Annotated in this window: 17 protein-coding genes; 5 read left to right on the top strand and 12 right to left on the bottom strand. The window is 40.5% G+C overall.

Annotated features, from left to right (window positions below):
- Positions 1-26: 26 nt before the first annotated feature.
- The 4 genes from frr to rpsB form a co-directional block, all read right to left on the bottom strand.
- Positions 27-569, bottom strand: coding sequence for a ribosome recycling factor (gene frr, locus AAEY99_RS08060; protein ID WP_101087203.1), 543 nt, complete (start codon positions 567-569; stop codon positions 27-29).
- 134 nt (positions 570-703) lie between these two features.
- The gene (gene pyrH, locus AAEY99_RS08055) at positions 704-1,441 is read right to left on the bottom strand and encodes a UMP kinase (protein WP_011636746.1); all 738 of its coding nucleotides are present in this window, start codon (positions 1,439-1,441) and stop codon (positions 704-706) included.
- Positions 1,442-1,509: 68 nt separating this feature from the next.
- Positions 1,510-2,361 carry a translation elongation factor Ts gene (gene tsf / locus AAEY99_RS08050; RefSeq protein ID WP_162023508.1) on the bottom strand — a complete coding sequence of 284 codons (852 nt, stop codon included), beginning with the start codon at positions 2,359-2,361 and terminating at the stop codon, positions 1,510-1,512.
- Between the two features lie 117 nt (positions 2,362-2,478).
- A complete protein-coding gene (gene rpsB / locus AAEY99_RS08045) occupies positions 2,479-3,207 on the bottom strand; it encodes a 30S ribosomal protein S2 (RefSeq protein ID WP_011636744.1) in 729 nt (242 codons plus the stop codon).
- A gap of 352 nt (positions 3,208-3,559) precedes the next feature.
- Here rpsB and map point away from each other — a divergent pair, with 352 nt between their 5' ends.
- From map to dapD, 3 genes are read left to right on the top strand one after another with little or no spacing between them, the layout of a single operon-like run.
- The gene (gene map / locus AAEY99_RS08040; protein WP_101086631.1) at positions 3,560-4,357 is read left to right on the top strand and encodes a type I methionyl aminopeptidase; all 798 of its coding nucleotides are present in this window, start codon (positions 3,560-3,562) and stop codon (positions 4,355-4,357) included.
- 24 nt (positions 4,358-4,381) lie between these two features.
- Positions 4,382-6,955: a bifunctional uridylyltransferase/uridylyl-removing protein GlnD gene (glnD, locus tag AAEY99_RS08035; protein WP_162023509.1), complete on the top strand. Its 2,574-nt coding sequence runs from the start codon at positions 4,382-4,384 to the stop codon at positions 6,953-6,955.
- 49 nt (positions 6,956-7,004) lie between these two features.
- Entirely contained in the window at positions 7,005-7,829 is an 825-nt protein-coding gene (gene dapD / locus AAEY99_RS08030; protein ID WP_101086629.1) for a 2,3,4,5-tetrahydropyridine-2,6-dicarboxylate N-succinyltransferase, read from the top strand.
- A 123-nt stretch (positions 7,830-7,952) separates the two neighbouring features.
- On the opposite strand, the gene AAEY99_RS08025 is transcribed toward dapD, so the two are convergent.
- From AAEY99_RS08025 to AAEY99_RS08000, 6 genes are all read right to left on the bottom strand, one after another.
- A complete protein-coding gene (locus AAEY99_RS08025; protein WP_351009963.1) occupies positions 7,953-9,866 on the bottom strand; it encodes an HD domain-containing phosphohydrolase in 1,914 nt (637 codons plus the stop codon).
- 174 nt (positions 9,867-10,040) lie between these two features.
- Positions 10,041-10,913: a formyltetrahydrofolate deformylase gene (purU, locus tag AAEY99_RS08020; protein ID WP_174839644.1), complete on the bottom strand. Its 873-nt coding sequence runs from the start codon at positions 10,911-10,913 to the stop codon at positions 10,041-10,043.
- A gap of 179 nt (positions 10,914-11,092) precedes the next feature.
- Positions 11,093-12,571, bottom strand: coding sequence for a PTS transporter subunit EIIC (locus AAEY99_RS08015; RefSeq protein ID WP_162023511.1), 1,479 nt, complete (start codon positions 12,569-12,571; stop codon positions 11,093-11,095).
- Positions 12,523-12,987 carry a flavodoxin gene (locus AAEY99_RS08010; protein WP_101086625.1) on the bottom strand — a complete coding sequence of 155 codons (465 nt, stop codon included), beginning with the start codon at positions 12,985-12,987 and terminating at the stop codon, positions 12,523-12,525. Before AAEY99_RS08010 ends, AAEY99_RS08015 begins: the two co-directional genes overlap by 49 nt.
- 326 nt (positions 12,988-13,313) lie before the next feature.
- The gene (gene truC / locus AAEY99_RS08005; RefSeq protein ID WP_162024372.1) at positions 13,314-14,120 is read right to left on the bottom strand and encodes a tRNA pseudouridine(65) synthase TruC; all 807 of its coding nucleotides are present in this window, start codon (positions 14,118-14,120) and stop codon (positions 13,314-13,316) included.
- Between the two features lie 160 nt (positions 14,121-14,280).
- The gene (locus tag AAEY99_RS08000; protein ID WP_101086623.1) at positions 14,281-14,643 is read right to left on the bottom strand and encodes a YqcC family protein; all 363 of its coding nucleotides are present in this window, start codon (positions 14,641-14,643) and stop codon (positions 14,281-14,283) included.
- Positions 14,644-14,691: 48 nt separating this feature from the next.
- On the opposite strand from AAEY99_RS08000, the gene AAEY99_RS07995 reads away from it, so the two are divergent.
- Together AAEY99_RS07995 and AAEY99_RS07990 are read left to right on the top strand one after the other, a co-directional pair.
- Positions 14,692-15,705 (top strand): DUF3549 family protein, encoded by a 1,014-nt coding sequence (locus AAEY99_RS07995; RefSeq protein ID WP_162023512.1) that lies wholly within the window; start codon positions 14,692-14,694, stop codon positions 15,703-15,705.
- A complete protein-coding gene (locus AAEY99_RS07990) occupies positions 15,702-16,088 on the top strand; it encodes a DUF3301 domain-containing protein (RefSeq protein WP_101086621.1) in 387 nt (128 codons plus the stop codon). The genes AAEY99_RS07995 and AAEY99_RS07990 overlap by 4 nt, the downstream gene beginning before the upstream one ends.
- A gap of 83 nt (positions 16,089-16,171) precedes the next feature.
- Here AAEY99_RS07990 and AAEY99_RS07985 read toward each other — a convergent pair whose 3' ends face one another.
- Both AAEY99_RS07985 and AAEY99_RS07980 read right to left on the bottom strand, forming a co-directional pair.
- Complete coding sequence (locus AAEY99_RS07985; RefSeq protein ID WP_101086620.1) at positions 16,172-16,879, bottom strand: hypothetical protein; 708 nt, start codon at positions 16,877-16,879, stop codon at positions 16,172-16,174.
- An 863-nt stretch (positions 16,880-17,742) separates the two neighbouring features.
- On the bottom strand, positions 17,743-18,789 hold the full coding sequence (locus tag AAEY99_RS07980) for an oxidoreductase (protein WP_162023513.1): 1,047 nt from the start codon (positions 18,787-18,789) through the stop codon (positions 17,743-17,745).
- Between the last annotated feature and the right edge of the window lie 503 nt (positions 18,790-19,292).

Here is a 19,292-nt window from a genome sequence, read left to right as displayed (position 1 = left end):
TTAACTCTAGCGTCTAAATTGACAGATTATACTTCCATCAACTCTTTTTCTTTCGCTGCTAGTATTTGATCAATGTTTTTGATTGATGAATCAGTGTGCTTCTGCACTTCATCTTCACTGCGGCGAACATCATCTTCAGTACATGCTTTTGCTTTTTCAAGCTTCTTGACTTCACTGATTGCGTCGCGACGAACGTTACGAATGGCAATACGACCATTTTCCGCTTCGTTACGTACCACTTTGATAAAGTCTTTACGACGTTCTTCAGTTAACGAAGGCAACGGAATACGCAAAGTTGCACCTGCAGACATAGGGTTTAAGCCTAAATCTGAACTCATAATCGCCTTTTCTACCGCTTGAACTATCGATCTATCAAATACGTTCACTGTTAGTGTACGAGAGTCTTCAACTCCGACATTAGCCACTTGATTAAGCGGTGACATAGAACCGTAGCAAGACACTTGAATAGAATCTAATAAACTTGGGTGTGCACGACCAGTACGAACTTTCGCCATTTGGTTTTTAGTTGCATCTACGCATTTACCCATGCGCTCTTGCGCATCTAACATAATAGTATCAATCACAATAATTTCCTTTTTGTCACAAATTCATGTGTGTTTGAGCATTAGCCTAAGAATGACACATGCAATAAAACCGCTCAAACAGTTAAATTATATAATATAAATATTTTCTGTGTCTGTGATTAAGCAGGTTGTTTACTGCTAATAATCGTACCTTCTTTCTCACCCATAATAACGCGGCGAAGTGCACCTGGCTTGTTCATATTGAATACAAGAATCGGCATATTATGATCACGTGCCATAGTAAATGCAGCGAGATCCATTACTTTTAATTCTGATTCAAGGACTTCGGCAAAACTAAGCGTGTCATATTTAACCGCTTCAGGGTTTTTCATTGGGTCTGCTGAGTATACACCATCTACTTTAGTGCCTTTTAGTACCACTTCAGCTTCAATCTCAATACCACGTAAACATGCTGCTGAGTCTGTTGTACAAAAAGGATTGCCCGTACCCGCAGCAAAAATAACCACACGACCAGACTTTAATAGGCTAATTGCTTCTGTCCAAGTGTAATCATCGCACACACCTTTAAGTGGAATAGCAGACATAAGGCGGGCATTAACATATGCACGGTGCAAGGCATCACGCATGGCTAAGCCATTCATTACGGTTGCTAACATACCCATGTGATCGCCCACCACGCGGTTCATACCAGCTTTTGCTAAGCCTTCACCACGAAATAGATTACCACCACCAATAACCACGCCAACTTGAATACCAAGTTCAACAAGCTCTTTCACTTCTTGTGCCATACGATCAAGTACTTTAGGGTCAATGCCGAAGCCTTCTTCACCCATTAATGCTTCACCGCTTAATTTAAGCAGAATACGTCTAAACGCTGGTTTTGGATTGGTGCTCATAATTTTCATCCTGATCATAACAAAACCGCAGCGGTTGCTGCGGTCTTAGGGTATTTAGATTAAAGCGATTACGCTTTTTTAGTAGCAGCGATTTGCGCAGCTACTTCAGCAGCGAAATCTTCTGCTTTCTTCTCGATACCTTCACCAACTTCTAAACGAATAAAGCTGGTTACTGTAGCGCCTTTCGATTTAAGCACTTCGCCAACAGTTTTCTTTGGTTCCATGATGAAAGCTTGACCAGTAAGAGAGATCTCACCAGTGAACTTCTTCATACGACCAACAACCATCTTCTCAGCGATTTCAGCAGGCTTGCCTTCATTCATCGCGATTTCGATTTGAAGCGTTTGCTCTCTTTCTACAAGTTCAGCAGGCACATCTTCAGGGTTTACGAAATCTGGCTTAGAAGCAGCTACGTGCATTGCGATATGCTTTAGTGTTTCTTCATCAGCTTCACCCGCAACCACAACACCAATACGATCACCGTGACGGTAAGACGCAAGGTTTGCACCATCGATATACTCAACGCGACGAACGTTGATGTTTTCACCGATTTTAGTTACAAGCGCAACACGAGTTTCTTCAAACTGTGCTTTTAAGTCTTCGATAGACACTTTAGATGCAGCAGCAACATCAAGCACTGCGTTAGCAAATGCTAGGAAGTTTGAGTCTTTTGCAACGAAATCAGTTTGACAGTTAACTTCTAAAAGTGCAGCGAAACCTTCGCCATTCTTGATTAGAATTGTACCGTCAGCAGCGATGTTACCTGCTTTTTTAGCAGCCTTCGCGGCGCCGCTTTTACGCATGTTATCAATCGCTAGTTCGATGTCACCGTCAGTTTCAGTCAGTGCATTCTTACAGTCCATCATGCCAGCGCCAGTGCGGTCACGAAGTTCTTTAACTTGGGCAGCAGTAATTGCCATTGTTAAATCCTCTAATTTAATTCGTCTAATATTGCATTTATAAAACAGGGGCCAAAAGGCCCCTGTTCACCAATTATCTTATTGGCAAATAAGGGGGATGATAATCATCACGCCTTATTAAACAGCTTCTACGAAACCGTCTTGCTCAGCTTGAACAGCTAAATCTTGACCACGGCCAGCGTTAGCAGCTGCAGCAACAGAAGAAGTGTACAAACGGATAGCACGCATCGCGTCGTCGTTACCAGGAACGATGTAGTTAACACCGTCTGGTGCAGAGTTGGTATCAACAACTGCAACAACTGGAATACCTAGGTTGTTTGCTTCTTTAATAGCGATATGCTCATGGTCAGCACCGATAACGAATAATACGTCAGGTAAACCGCCCATGTTCTTGATTCCGCCTAAAGACTTTTCTAACTTGTCTAATTCGCGTGAACGCATTAACGCTTCTTTCTTAGTTAACTTGTCGAAAGTACCGTCTACAGACTGGCTTTCTAGCTCTTTAAGACGCTTGATTGACTGACGAACAGTTTTCCAGTTAGTTAACATGCCGCCTAACCAACGATGATCAACATAATACTGATCACAAGAAAGTGCAGATGCTTTGATAGCTTCGCCAGCAGCGCGCTTAGTACCTACGAATAATACTTTACCTTTCTTAGAAGCGATGTTGCTAATGAAAGCTAAAGCTTCGTTGAACATTGGTACTGTATGCTCAAGGTTGATGATGTGTACACCATTACGAGCGCCGAAGATGAAAGGCTTCATCTTAGGGTTCCAGTAACGAGTTTGGTGACCGAAGTGAACACCAGCTTGTAGCATGTCGCGCATTGAAACAGTAGTCATTGTATTTACCTTAATGTAAGGGGTTAGACCTCCACGCATCCCATGTTTCGACTTTCTAACTTCCGTTAAGAATGAGAAAGCACCCCGAAAAATGTGTCGATACGTGTGTGATTTAGTATTTAAGTTAATTGCCATGTATAATGACCACCATATTTTACGATTTGCCGAACACAATGTATACCTTGCTAAAAAAAGCAGCGATTGACATTGTATTAACTCGAACCGTACAACAACGATCTTACACATAACGGCGCGCTTTATACCATAAACGGCATGTAAATACAAATTTTTGCCGTAAAATCCTTGGATAAAACAAGCCTATTTTGACCGTCAAAAAGATAGAGAGTTTTTCATGAGTATTGTGATCAAAAATGCAGACGAGATAGAAAAAATGCGTGCAGCGGGTAAATTAGCGGCGCAAGTATTAGAAATGGTAGCTCCACACATTAAGGCTGGAGTGACCACAAATGAATTAGATGAAATCTGTGCTAAATACACCGAAGAGCAAGGTGCTATTTCAGCCCCGTTAAATTATCACGGATTTCCGAAGTCTATTTGTACGTCGGTAAATGAAGTCGTGTGCCACGGTATTCCTTCAGAGTACGTGTTAAAAGAAGGCGATATGATTAACCTTGATATTACTGTCATCAAAGACGGTTATCATGGTGATACCTCGAAAATGTTTTTAATTGGTGAAGTATCAGCAAAAGACAAACGTTTAAGCCGCATTGCCCAAGAAAGCTTGTATTTAGCCATTCGTAAAGTGCGTCCTGGTTTAAAATTAGGCGAAATTGGCACAACCATCGAAAAATTCATCAAAACAAGTAAAACAGGGCTTGATAAGTACTCCATCGTACAAGATTATTGTGGTCATGGTATTGGCACTGGCTTCCACGAAGAACCACAAGTTGTTCATTATAAAAATAATGATAAAACCGTGTTAAGACCCGGTATGTGCTTTACGATTGAACCAATGATCAATGCAGGTCGTCATACTACTGTGTTGGATAAAAGTGATAATTGGACAGTGACAACTTCTGATAGTAAAAACTCAGCACAATGGGAACATACACTTTTAGTGACCCAAACCGGTGTAGAAGTGTTAACTTTGCGTGAAGAAGAAGACTTTCCCCGTATCATTAACCACTAAAGACTCAAATTAGTAAGGACATCAATGAATACTGCGCTGGCCGCCAAAAACGCATTAATTGACTTAAACCAGCGCTTAGTTGAGCAGTACACTGCAAAACACCCTATTGCTGATATTGTTAAACACCGTAGTCAATTTGTTGATGCTTTACTAATACAAACTTGGCGGGATTTTGGCTTACATAATAGCCAGCTTGCCCTAGTTGCCGTTGGCGGCTACGGTCGTGGTGAACTGCATCCCTATTCAGACATTGACTTACTTTTTTTGGTTAACGATGAACAATTATCGCCCGAAACTGAAATTGAGTTAGGGCAATTCATTACCTACCTTTGGGATACTGGGCTTGAAATAGGCCACAGTGTACGTACAGTTGCGCAAACCATTGAACAAGGTAAATCAGACATCACCATTGCCACAAATCTCATTGAAGCCAGATTGCTCACTGGTAATGAATATCTATTTGACGTGTTATACGATGCTATTCGTCAACAAGACTTTTGGCCCTCTTATGACTTTTATAATGCCAAGAAAGATGAACAAACGACTCGTCATAGTAAAGCCAGTGCCTTTGATTTAGAACCTAATATCAAAACCTGCCCCGGCGGATTGCGTGATATTCAAACCATCGCTTGGGTTGCAATGCGCCACTTTGATGCCGCTAAATTAGAAGATTTAGTCGAGCACGATTTTCTAGCGCCAGCCGAATTAGCAGAATTAATTGAATGCCAAAATTTTCTGTGGGAAATCCGTTTTGCACTTCACACCACCGCGAATCGCAACGAAAACCGCTTGTTGTTTGATTTACAGAGACAAGTTGCCAGTTTATTAGGTTACGAGGATGCTACCCAATTAGCCGTCGAACAAATGATGAAGCGCTATTATCGCACGGTACGCCGAGTGATGGAGCTTAATCAAATGCTGTTGCAATTGTTTAAGCGCGCGACATTAGGTCACACTCAAGCACTGGAAATTCAGCCGATAAGCGATGTTTATCAACGGCGTGGACGTTACATTGAAGTATTAGATGACGATTTATTTAGCCGCCAAAACGAAGAAATATTACGCTTATTTCTACTGGTGGCTAAAAACTCAAACATTCAAGAAATTTACGCGCCAACGTTACGATTACTGCGCAATGCTCGTAGAGCATTAACATCACCCTTACAAGAAAACCCCGCATGTCGTAAAGTGTTTATGGAGATCTTAAAACATCCACGAGGTATTACCGCATTTTCATTAATGCACCAGCACGGTATTTTGTCGTCTTATTTACCGGCTTGGCGCAAGATTGAAGGCCAAATGCAGTTTGATTTATTTCATGCTTATACCGTTGACGAACACACCCATAGATTACTGCTCAATATTGATCGTTTTTCACAAGCTGAACAAAAAGATGAATTTCCACTCGGTGCCATCTTAATTAATCAGTTACCGAAAAAAGGTTTGTTAGTTCTCGGGGCTATTTTTCATGATATCGCTAAAGGCCGTGGCGGCGATCACAGCAAATTAGGTTCAAAAGACGCTATCGACTTTTGTAAATTGCATGGCATGAATGATCATGACGGTCGCTTAGTGGCTTGGTTAGTTGAAAATCACTTAGTGATGTCAATCACCGCTCAGCGCAGAGATATTTCAGACCCGGAAGTGATTGCACTATTTGCTGAAAAAGTACGCGATGCTGCACACTTAAGTTATTTGTATTGCCTCACTGTCGCAGATATTTGTGCCACCAATGAGAAAACATGGAATAACTGGAAAGGCTCGTTATTACGTGATTTGTATTTTTCAACTCAACGAGTATTAGCTCGGGGTAAAGAAAAACCTATTGATGCTAAAGCGCGTGTTAAAGAGGTCCAGGCCAAAGCTAAAAAAGAACTTATTCGTCGTGGCCTGAAAGAAAAAGACATGGATGAACTCTGGTCTCGGTTCAAATCTGACTATTTTTTACGTCATCAGCCAACCCAAGTGGCCTGGCATGCTGAGGCCATTCTAAAACATCATCACGACGAACCATTAGTATTAATGTCTAAGCATACAACACGTGGTGGTACGGAGCTTTTTGTCTATAGTAAAGATAAACCAAAACTGTTCGCCACCGTTATGACCGTTTTAGATAACAAAAATATCAATGTGCATGACGCTAACATCATGACATCAAGAGATAACTATGCACTCGACACCTTTGTGATTTTAGAACAAGATGGCGAGCCTATTATCCAATTATCACGTATTCAAAGTATCCGCAAAGCACTTGAAAAAGCCTTGGCAAGTGAAAATCCAAAACTGCCGAAGTTTAGAAAACTAGCCCGGATCATGAAACCTTTTAATGTTGCGACTCATGTGAGTTTCTTACCCAGTGCTCGCCATGGTACAAGTATGATGGAATTAATCACTCTCGACACCCCAGGCTTATTAGCCAAAGTCGGTGATACCTTCTACCGTTGTAATGTGACATTATTAGCCGCTAAAATTACCACTATTGGTGAACGTGCAGAAGACTTTTTCATATTAAAAAACCAAAGTGGAACGGCCCTAGATGAGCCACAACAGCAACAATTATCTGATGCGCTAACACTGGCGCTAAAATCATCTAACTAATTTAAACCATAAATTTGTGCAACTAATCATTTAATACCGGGAGAAAACAATGGAGGCTTTACGCCAACGCATTGAAGCAGCATTCGAAACACGTCAAGACATCTCACCTGCAACCGTAGAACCGAGTGTTCGCGCTGATGTTGAAACCGTGATCAATATGCTCGATAAAGGCCAAGTACGCGTTGCTGAAAAAATTGACGGTGAATGGCATGTTCACCAATGGCTTAAAAAGGCGGTACTACTGTCTTTTCGCATTTTTGATAACGGCGTGATTGAAGGTGGCGACACCAAGTATTTCGACAAAGTCCCACAAAAATTTGCCGATTATGACGAAGCTCGTTTTAAAGCAGAAGGTATTCGTGTTGTGCCACCCGCAACGGTTCGCAAAGGCTCATTTATCGGTAAAAATACCGTATTGATGCCATCTTACGTTAACCTTGGTGCCTATGTTGATGAAGGTACTATGGTTGATACATGGGCTACTGTTGGTTCGTGTGCGCAGATTGGTAAAAACGTACACTTATCTGGCGGTGTTGGTATTGGCGGTGTTTTAGAGCCATTACAAGCAGGTCCAACCATTATTGAAGATAACTGTTTTATTGGTGCTCGCAGCGAAATCGTTGAAGGTGTTGTGGTTGAAGAAGGCAGCGTCATTTCAATGGGCGTTTACATTGGCCAAAGCACGCGAATTTTTGATCGTGAAACCGGTGAAGTACATTACGGTCGTGTTCCTGCTGGATCGGTTGTCGTATCAGGTAACCTACCATCGGCTTGTGGCACATACAGCTTGTATGCAGCGATTATTGTCAAAAAAGTTGATGCTAAAACCCGCGGTAAAGTGGGCATCAATGAACTATTACGTATCGTTGATTAATTTTATTACCCAACGATAATCTACAAAAGGCTCCTAGGAGCCTTTTTTGTTACTGTTAAATCATCCATTAAAAAAAATATAAGTTTCAAAAAATAACATTAACTTATCAAATCAATAGTATAACTAATTAGATCTTGCTTGTGCATTCACCAATAATGCATTGGCTAATATTCGCCAGGTTAACATTCCAATCACCAACTGCTTGTCATTTTGAACAATCAAATAATTAACATTACTTTTTTCCATCGTCCGTTGAGCATCGTTCAAAATGGTACGATCGTTAATCATATTTATTTTATGTTCCATCACTTGATGTACACGTTTATTCAGTAAGCTTCTATCCGCTGCACGTTCTGCTGCTGTATTTAAAAATGGGCTGTGCCAAAATGCTAAAACGTTATTATCAACCACGCCGATTGGGCTACGATTTTTTTCTGACAGTACCACGGCCACATCCATTTTAGCTTTTTTCATCATAGACTCAGCATGTTCAAGAGTATGATACTCCTCTAAAAAAACAACTGGGGCTAATGACAAAGTGCTAACATATTCTTCTTGTTTAAAGTCTTCGACAGCCAAAATATCAATACAGGTATCAACAACGACTTCATCGAATATTATACCTCTGCCTTTTAATAACTCTTGGGTTAACACCTCCATTCCGAGCGATGGCCGATAAGGTCGATGGCTAAGAATCGAATCAGCAACGTCGGCTACAGCAATGATCTTGGCTTCTAGTATAATGTCATCCGCTTTCAACCCTTTTGGATAACCTGAACCGTCTAAGCGTTCATGATGTTGAAGGATCATTTGCTTAATAGGCCAAGGAAACTCCACTTCATCAACAATTAAAGCGCCTTGCTCAGGGTGTTGTTTAACCAAGCCAAACTCAGCATCACTTAACCGTGAGGGTTTAGATAGAATCTGGCTTGGAATGGCCAACTTACCGATATCGTGGATCAATGATCCCAGTTTTAATCCTTCCAATACTTCAGGTGTTAAGCCCATTTTCTCGCCAATAAGATAACTTAACTGCGCTACCGACTTTTGATGCCCCGCGGTATAAGCATCTTTTAACTCTAGCGCTTCTGAAATGGCACCAATCAACTGCACCAAAATAAGGGTCATCTTTTCTTTTTGCATTTTAATAATGCTAGATTGTCTCGATACCGCTTTCATGGTGCGAGGTAATTCGACGCTGTGCCACAAAATAGTCGCAAAAATACTTAACGATTTGGCATCTACTTGGGTATAAGGTTTATCTCGATTGCCAACGCCGATAATGCCAACGAGTTTTTTGCGATAATGAATCGGCACACAAAGATGATTACTAAAGGCAAAAAAACCTTGTTGTTGCGAACGATTCTCAGAAATACTGGCTAATTCATTATGCACCATCGATTTACGGGTTTGGATGGTTTCAGCCCAAATACCAGAATCTGCTTTATAGGTTTGTTGTTTTGTAATCGTAAAGTATTCACTGACGTTTTCACTCCATGTGGTTCGCACTATTTGATTGTTTTTCTCATCAAACATATGCAGATAACCCACATTAGATTGAGTCAGTGAAAGCGCCTGTTTTAATGACGTAGCAAACACCATATCACCGCTGGCATTAATCACTTCTTCGATTTGATTTAGCCAATCATCACTAGACTGGATCGCTTGATGATAATCAGGATGTAAATCAGATAACCAAGCTTTATCGAGTTCGATTTCTATGAAGGTAATACACCAATGCTCACTGCTTTCTTCTATCGGGGTGACAGTCGCTTGTAATGCATGCCCTTTATCATCAACAAAATTGATCTGTTGTGAAGAAAGATGATTGGTAAGATCTATTTGCTCATGAGTAAGCATTGAAAAAGCATTCGATAATGGTTGTTTTAGAATAGCCGAGATGGGTTTATTGACTAATTTGTATAGCGGTTCACTTAGCTTAATTAATTCAAGCCTATCATTAAGAATGCCCCAACAGAGCCCAACTGTTTTAGGTAATTCTGAAGGTTTTAAGAAAAAATTAGCTTTTTGTAACATCCAGTTTCCCGTTTCTTACTTATACAGACTAAAAATATCAATTCCAATGGAATACAGCATAGCAAATTTCTAATAGATAAGTTGATACAGTAACTTACAGGAACCACTCATCTTTATTTATCTTTAAAGATAACACCATTTGATTTAACGTCAAATGATGTATATCTACAAACTTTAAAACACGACCGTTTTATTACCGTACACCACAACTTGTTCATTTAATACCAATTGCAGTGCTTTACTTAATACGCTTTTTTCAACGTCACGGCCATTATGGGCTAATTCTTCTGCGCTATAACTGTGATCAACTGAAATGACATCTTGTTTAATAATCGGCCCTTCGTCCAAGTGGTTGTTCACAAAGTGTGCTGTTGCACCAATAATTTTAACACCACGATCCCACGCTTGTTTATAAGGTGATGCGCCAATGAATGCGGGTAAAAAAGAATGATGAATATTAATAATTTTATCTGCAAATGCTGTTACAAACTCGGGTGTTAATACTCGCATATATTTAGCGAGTACAACAAAGTCAGGATCATAGGGTTTTATCACTTTAAGCATGGCTTGTTCATGCTCCTGACGGTTTAAACCTTCATGACTAACATAATGAAATGGAATATCAAACTTTTCAGTTAATGGCTGCAACACATCATAATTGCCTACCACAGCGGCAATCTCAACATCTAAACCGCCATAATAAGACTTCATCAAAATATCGCCTAAACAATGGGCTTCTTTTGTCACCATGATCACGATACGTTTTTTACCCATATCCACTAATTTCATGTGATTTTTAGCTGGCAATACTTCACGTAATTCATTCAGTAGGCGTTCATCATCAAACACCCCTTCAAGCTCCGCACGCATAAAAAAGCGGCCTTGAGTGTGGTCAACAAATTCGGTGTTTTTAATAATGTTTAATTGATGAGCAAAACATACGTTGGTGATTTTGGCTATCAACCCCTGAGCATCAGCACAATCGGTTATTAGCACTTTACGTTGTAAATTAGCTGGGGTAAAAATAGTTTTATCTTGATGGCTCACGCGTACAACTCCTCTTAAAATACTGTTTTACAGTGTGCCATTTAAAAAGATTTTTGGGTGATGTTTTTAATGATAAATTCTCATAAAAGAGAAATAATCTTGCTTTAAATACAAAACTCTCAAATATGTATGACAAGTTAAGCAACAACTATTATGGCTTAATGAAACAACCGTCCGAACTAACGCCGAGAATCTAAATATTTTTGCAGCAATTTACGTAATGTTTCAGCCTTAGTGCCATAAACAACTTGTACACCTTTGCCCATAACAACCACGCCTTTAGCTCCTAAACGCATTAGTCTAGCTTTATCGATTAAATTGGCTTGATTAACACTTATACGTAAGCGGGTTAAACAGGCATTAATCTCAACAATATTCTCGCGTCCGCCCAATGCAGAAATCATAGCCCGCAAGCTCTCTTTAGGCTCTGCAGGTAAATCACTTTGCTCGATTCGGCCAGGTGTTTTTAAATTGAACGCTAAAATACTGGCCCTAAAAATGGCATAATAGATTACTGTGGTAAGCGGGCCCAATATCCAAATCCAATGAGTATTAGCAGAGCGAGAAAACAATAAGGTGAAATCTACCAGCCCATGAGAGAACACGATGCTGTGATGAACTTCTAGTAAAATACACACGCTGTAAGCTATGCCCGTGAGTAATGCATGCACAATAAACAAAATTGGCGCGACAAACATAAAGGCAAATTCTATCGGCTCTGTCACCCCGGTTAACCAACTAGCTGTCGCCGCTGATAACATAATCCCCGCAACTCTGTTACGCTCGGATTTATCAGCACAACGCCAAATCGCTAATGCTGCCGCGGGTAAGCCCCACATTTTAATCAAATAGCCACCAGCAAGATTTCCCGCCAATGGATCGCCGGCCAAATAACGCGCCACCTCACCCCGAACCACTGTACCTTGATTAATGTACTGCCCTACTTCAAGATAAAATGGTGCATTCCAAATATGATGCAACCCTAGTGGAATTAATAAGCGTTCAACTGTTCCGTAAACCCCAAAAGCAATAGCGGGGTCTTGATATACTGCCCAATCAGAAAGGAGTTCAATAATATGCGACAAGGGTGGCCAAACATGCACAAGTAAATAAGCCAGTGCCATAGACAGGGGTATAGTAATTATTGGTGCACTGCGACGACCTTCGAAAAATGAAAAAATAGCAGGCAATTTAACATGTTGACTAAGATTGACAGCTAAACATGTCATCGCACCGACTAACATTCCGCCAGCGATACCAGTGTCAATCGTTTGCATGCCCCAGAGCGGTCGCGATACCAAGCCATAAATATTTGTTAGGGCACCCATCGTGGACAAAAACACCCCGAAACCAAATACAGCAGAAAATGCTGCAATGCCTTGATCTCGACAAAAACCAATCGCTACAGCAACACTAAACAGCAAAGGCATCATGGTAAAAACCAGATTGCCTACAGCAGAAAATACTGTATTTAATTCTGCAGGGATAAATGGCAACGGGTTAACCGTCAACCCTAACATCACCCCCGCAGCAGGTAAAATAGCAATAGGTATGAGCAGTGCTTGACTCAGGCGCTGTGCGAATTTAAACCATTGTTGCGTAAAAAAACTTACGCTACGTTTACCGATATGACGGCGTTGTGCCAAGTGGCTATCCATGTTTTAGCTTCTATTTCGGGTTCCATTGTTTCACAGGCATCAATTTCTAATCGTTCAGTCAGCGGCTTGGCACCCAACTCGGTTAACAACTCATCAAATTGTTTTATCGCCCCACAAAAAGTGTCATAGCTCGAATCGCCTAACCCAATTAGGCTGTATTGCAATAATGGTAAATACGGTGCACTGGATTTAAGTTCATTAAACCAAGGAGACATATCCTCGGGTATATCACCTTGCCCTGTGGTTGATGACACTACTATGAGTAGTTCATCTTGAGGTGGTATAAAACCAGACAATTCATTGGGTTGCCAAAGCTTAGTTGTAAACCCTAATGTTGCAATCGCTTTAGTCACTGTTTCGGCTGTAAATTGTGCGCTACCATAAACGGTACCAAAAACAACATTGACCTTTTTCATGGTATACTTTCCCCTTAAATGTAATACGATATAAAAGACCTTGAGTCTTAGTGACTTACCTTACTGTATTGTTTGAGTCTCTCGCAAGTGTCTTTATAAAGTAATTTAAATCGATATGGTCAACATCAGTTGCCCCAAATGAAATAGCGCAATAACGGAATCAAGACGATGCGACAAGTGAGCAGAAAGCGAAGACTAAAACTACAACATAAATTCGCCCACATTCGTCGTAACTATTATTTCCACATCGAACAAAAGCAGCACGAACCCATACCGCATATCCCCGAATTTGAAAAGCTTAAAGCCTTGCTTGCAGACCGAATGAATTAACTTAATAATATACTTGGCATTGAGGATAATTGATCATCATCCCAGCCAAATGCGTTAAAAACATTCAACCATTCAGCTTCTAACTCTGTTTCAATATGCATTGATTGCTGGGTTACCGGATGCACAAACTGCAGGCTTTTTGCAATCAACCACAAACGGTTAATACCGAAGTGTTCGCGAAAGAACTTATTTTGTTTACCATCACCATGGGTTGTATCACCAACAATTGGATGACGTAAATGTGCCATATGACGACGTAATTGATGCTTGCGGCCTGTATGAGGGCTTAATCTTACCAAACCGTAACGGCTGGAAGGATAACGACCAGAACTAAACGGTATTTCGGTATTCAATAATGGTTGATAATCCGTCACGGCTTCTTGTGCGGCTTTGTTGGGATCAACATGCTTATCGCCTAAATCATCAAATTCCTGTTTTAGGGCATAATCTAGCGTGCCAGACTCATGTATATTGCCACGTACAATCGCTAAGTAGTGTTTTTTGATACTGTGATCAGCAAATTGCTCACATAATGCCCGAGCCACTTCACTAGACTTGGCAAACAGCAATACTCCGGATGTTGGTCTATCTAGGCGGTGCACCGGAAAAACATGGCAGCCCACTAAATCACGAGTCATCTGCATCGCAAAAAAACGCTCTCTACGGGCTAAATAACTACGATGAACCAACAAACCAGCAGGCTTATGGATAGCAACTAGGTGCTCGTCTTCAAATAGAATGTCGATATGGGGAGGTTGTAAATCACTGTCTAATTCAGTATCTGCAGTAGAGGTCTCATCCATGTATTCTGAGCCTATTGGTTCACATAAGTCATCGTTATCTAATGAGTATTCAGCATCGTTATCTTTTAAGATCATTTGTTATCACTTTACTTATTTTGTATTGGCCAACTCAGTATTGGCTTAATTTTTTTGTTGGAATGTGGTGGTGTTTGTCATTCGCTTAACGCTGACTGAGCAAAGTATCAAATTGTTGTAATTGAGCAATCAGAACATCACCATAGTGCATACCTTGCCACACATGCTCGGCCATAGGCGCTAATGCCATATTGGTCGGTAAAGGTTGTCGTTGCGCAATAAGCTCGGTCATCTTTGGAATAAAAATAAACTGCAACCATTGCTCGAATGCCATTACATCACAGCAAAAAGGTGCAGTACTCGCCATAACAGATGCAGGAGGTGAGATATCAGACCATAGCTGAAATTCCTTAAGCAATTGTTCTAATTTAACTAAATAATTTTGGCTGGCTAAATAAAGCATAAAAATGAACGACAACATAAAGGCTAAGTCGGAGTATGATATCATTTAGCCCATTGAATACCCATCCAACTTCTTTGATTTAGTGACGACCCCATGACCGAGATAACCACCTTAAGCCAGTTTCTGACGACCGCAAATACACAATTCCAAATATACGATTTAGGTCGCCGAGTGCAACATATCGATATGTTAGCTTTTCAGCAAATTGATTCTTTACTGGCACCGTATCCTTATCCTATTCAAGGCCATGCACAGTTTGCTATCGTATTTTGGCAACAAGAACAATTACCTTATATTTGGTTTGTAAAGTTACCTCTAGATGAGCAAGGTTTATTATCACCTGCGCCTCGAACTCAGTTTATTAAAATGATTTTAGAAGCCCTAGGTCGTAATCCAACCCAAGCATTAACCGATGTACAGCAAGAACAATTAGCCAATCATCCTTTCAGCTTTAAGCCTAATCAGCACAAACTGGCGTTATTTAATGCATTGGTCAGACTTCAGCTTGATCAACCCGCATCGAGCCAATATGAATTTGCGGCACAGTATTTGTCTGGCCAAGCAGCGCAAAACACATGGCCACAACTGGGTTTACAAGGTTTAGCCGATATTTGCGTTCGCGCACATCAATTCAACCATCTTGATGACATTATAAATGCACTTGATAATGCACCTATTGAAGTGCAAGCCGCCCTTTGCCAATGCTTAGAACACATTAATATTGATAAACGCCTTGCAGAGTACTTATTTAATCAATTAGAACAAGCTGAAGACCATATAAAAGTAATGTATTTAGCGGCATTAGCATCTGATGTTCAATACAGTACGACAGCCATTAACCAGCTCAATGAACAACAACATTTAGACGACAACACGCTAATAACAATTGCAGCACGTAACTGGTTAGCGTTAAAAGATGATGCCACTCGTAAACACTATTTAGAAGCGCTAGCAAAACAGCCTCAGCACTTCTTTAATCAAGTATTTGCTGATATCGTGGCAATACCCAGCTTACGTTCTGGATTATTAGCCGACTTAAGGCATCCAGACAGAAGCGTTCAATTAGCAACCGCAATTGGCGGATTATTTAGAGCTACCAGCCTATGATGACTGATTTTTTATTAATTGTTGCTTTAGTTGTCGTTGCTGCTTTTTTTTGGCAACTTCGACAAATGGCAGAATTAAGCCGAACGATTACAGAGCAAGCCTGTAAAAAGCAAAACGTACAACTACTGGCTATTGCAATGGAATCAGCCCGTCCAAGTATTGGTGGCAGTACTGGCATTTGTTGGAAAGCAACATTCATGTTCGAGTTTAGCACCGATGGTATTAACCAATATCGCGGCCATATTTTAATGCATGGTAATCGAGCCAAAAAAATTGAATGGCCAATTTTCCCTGAACCAGAATGGATGGATGCACCAATGGCGAGCGGTAAATTTGGCAGTTGTGGCAGCAGTAAAAGCTGTGATTCTGGTAAATGCCACTAATATCATTATTTATTAGTCGATGTTGAATCAAAAAAAACGCTATTTTTCAAAAAAATAGCGTTTTTTATTGCCATAAAATGCAATTAAGTTTGTGGATTGTTGAGGATTTTATAATCGCTGTAGGTAACAGTTTGAACACTGTCGAGTGACTTAAAAATTGCCGCTGTACCCATTATAGTGGTTGATGTATGAGCTGGCATCACTAATCCCTCAAACACATCAAAACTTAACTCTAATTCAAATTTAGTTAACGTAACTGAAAACGCAGGATTTAACTCGTCAGTATTTTTGATGAGAATTTTACGTAAATGCTTGGATGTTTTATCCAAATAAAGCACGCCTGCTAATACGTTATTGTCTAGCTCATCAATATTGGGTGTAAACGTAAATGACATATTATTGTCATCCTCACCGACAAAAACCAATGTCGACAAATCAATTAAATCAGAAAACGCTAATTCATAGCTAGTTTCGTCTTTATCTTCATGCAGATCTTGTTGACGTTCTCGGTATTCAGTTAAGCGCTTTTTACCAGGAGTATCACCATTTTCAGACACCAAACTCCAACGTTCAGTTTCAGTTAAAGATGCATTGAATTGTTCAATACGTGTCATGTCTGGCATCACTGTTTGCTGTGAATACTGCCAAAGCACCTTGGTACCGTCATTATTACTATTAAGATCGCTGAACGCTTGCTCAACCCATTGTTGTTGTTCTTCGCTCACGGCTGCATTGGCGTTATAGCAAACGAATGAAAAACCTACCAATAGTGCAACTTTAAACCCTTTCATGCTATCTCCTTATACAATGGTGAGTTAGATGTTGTGTACTTAAATGAGGTACTCAAACCCTACACATAGGCACTTTACAATTGGACAACATATCACTACAAAGTTCCATAGCTCTGAAAAAAACCAAAAGAAAGGCCGCGACAGTAACTGTCGCGGCCTCTTGATCTCTTGTTAAGCTTTCCAGCTATAAATGTGCTCCCTGCACCATCCATGCGTATCACTTGCTTCCTGCTCTATCCTTGTTCAATCCTTGATGTTCCTTGTACAATTAAGTACTTTCCATCTTACTCGATTATCCTTTTACCGAGCCTGCTCCATCCTGAGCGTGTCCTTATATCATCCATGAAATTCTTAACGTATCCTGTCGCAAATCATTTGCGTAGAATCTTGCATCCATTGCGCACTATCATCCTGATAATGTTATAAAACTCGCTTAATCCGCTATTGCGTCCATTGAGCAAGTTTAACGTTTCATCCTGAAACTCAATACCGTCCGTTATTTCCATATACTCATGGTCTTCCAAGACCTCTTTACTACCTTGTAATGTTCCCGTCCTAGGAACGAGATAAATAATAATTCATTTACCTCTACGTAAACAGGTACCTCTAAATGATTAAAATACCTCACAGATAACACAAAATTAAATAAACTTTACAATCAATAACTTAAATATTCAGGAGAAATATTAACCCGTAATAAGGTGATTCGGCTCACACACTTTGTGAGATATATCTCACAGAGTGTGTAGCAGAAAAGGTAAACAACAAGTTAACGATTTTTATATCCACTACACAACATAAGTTAATTTATAATCGAGCAAGTATTCTTGCTCGAAAATAATATAAAAATTTAGTGCGTATACTCAGAGATCAAACACTTTCAACTTACGACCTTCTTCAGCACTGGCAATGCCGAGTCCAATAAGTCTCATGACCAAAAGGGCCTGCTCTGCCGTTACTGGATTTGGGCTGCGAAGACAAATCGCATCGCGAATGCCTTCATAATATGCTTGGTAATTGCCTGGTGTCGTTATGATGTCTTGCTCGATAATCGCGTCTTTGTGTTTCAGCGATAATTTGCAAGAAAGTGGATCGTTTCCCCACCCCTGAGTTCCAGGCTGCTGACCTGACTTAAGCGCATTCTCCTGCGTATCAAGACCAAACTTAGTAAAGCTGCCACTAGTGCCATGCACGGTCATACGTGGGCCAGGGTTAGCAACCAATGCACTACCATGAAGAATTACCCGCATTTCGTCATATCCCAGCACGGCATGAAACCAGTCATCTGCGACTGCTCCATCACGTTGTTGAGCCAGGTCTAACCACATTGTATTTGGTGTACCAAACAACTGCAGTGCCTGATCGAGTAAATGCGATCCCAAGTCAAACCACAAACCTCCGCCTAGAGCAGCCGACTCACGCCAGCGCGTTTGAACTTCAGGCCTATAGCGGTCAAAGTGTGATTCAAAATGTGTCACACGGCCTAGTGAACCTTCGCGCAACACCTTCTGTAACGTCAAAAAATCGGAATCCCAACGGCGATTATGAAATACTGATAGCAGCCGATCATATTGATGAGCGAGTTTAATAAGCTCCTTACCTTCACTAGTAGTGAGAGTGAATGGCTTATCCAAAACTACGTGCTTACCGGCTGCTAGAGCCGCTGCCGCAAGAGGAAAATGCGTATCATTGGGAGTTGGAATAACCACCAAATCTATATCAGCGCAGGAAAATAACTCTTCGGGGGATGAGAACACAGCCAAATCAGGTTGATCTATATGCACCTTTGCCGGATTGCTGGAGGATATTGCGGCGAGTTGTAGGCCCGATACAGCCTTAATCAATGGTGCATGAAACGTTTTTGCGGCATAGCCGTAACCAACGATGCCTATTTTGAGTATCTTTGTCATAAATTAATTCCTAGCATGAGCAACCAAAAATTTGATCATCGTCACTACCTATAAAAATTGCTCTATTTTGTAAATTCCGTTACATAACAATTTGCTGACCGAAGTGTTAATATTATAAAAATGAATCTGCCTTATTTATGTAAATGCATTTTTAACCTGTCGGAGTCACAATACCACTGCATAAATATTGTAGTTTGTAAAACTTCAGACTGGGGGGGTCTAGTGGTGTGAGGTATCGATAATTTAATGTTAGAACGTTGTCTTTATTACTGACACCCGGCAACTTACCAACAAGCTTACAAAGTCTTCAAACCATTTAAATCAATTTTTCAATAACTTACCCTCACCCGCTTCGGTGGGTTCATCGACATATTACTCATATAAACCTTGAGTATAAAATTATTAAAAAGCCCCATCATTTCTGATTAATGCTATTCGGATAAGCATTACTGTTTATATTTAAGTGGATAACGGCTAGGTATATAGAGCACTGAGCGTGGATA

This window comes from Shewanella sp. S1-58-MNA-CIBAN-0166 (assembly GCF_040310085.1).
Classification (GTDB): domain Bacteria; phylum Pseudomonadota; class Gammaproteobacteria; order Enterobacterales; family Shewanellaceae; genus Shewanella.
This window is presented reverse-complemented; position numbering and strand designations above follow the sequence as displayed.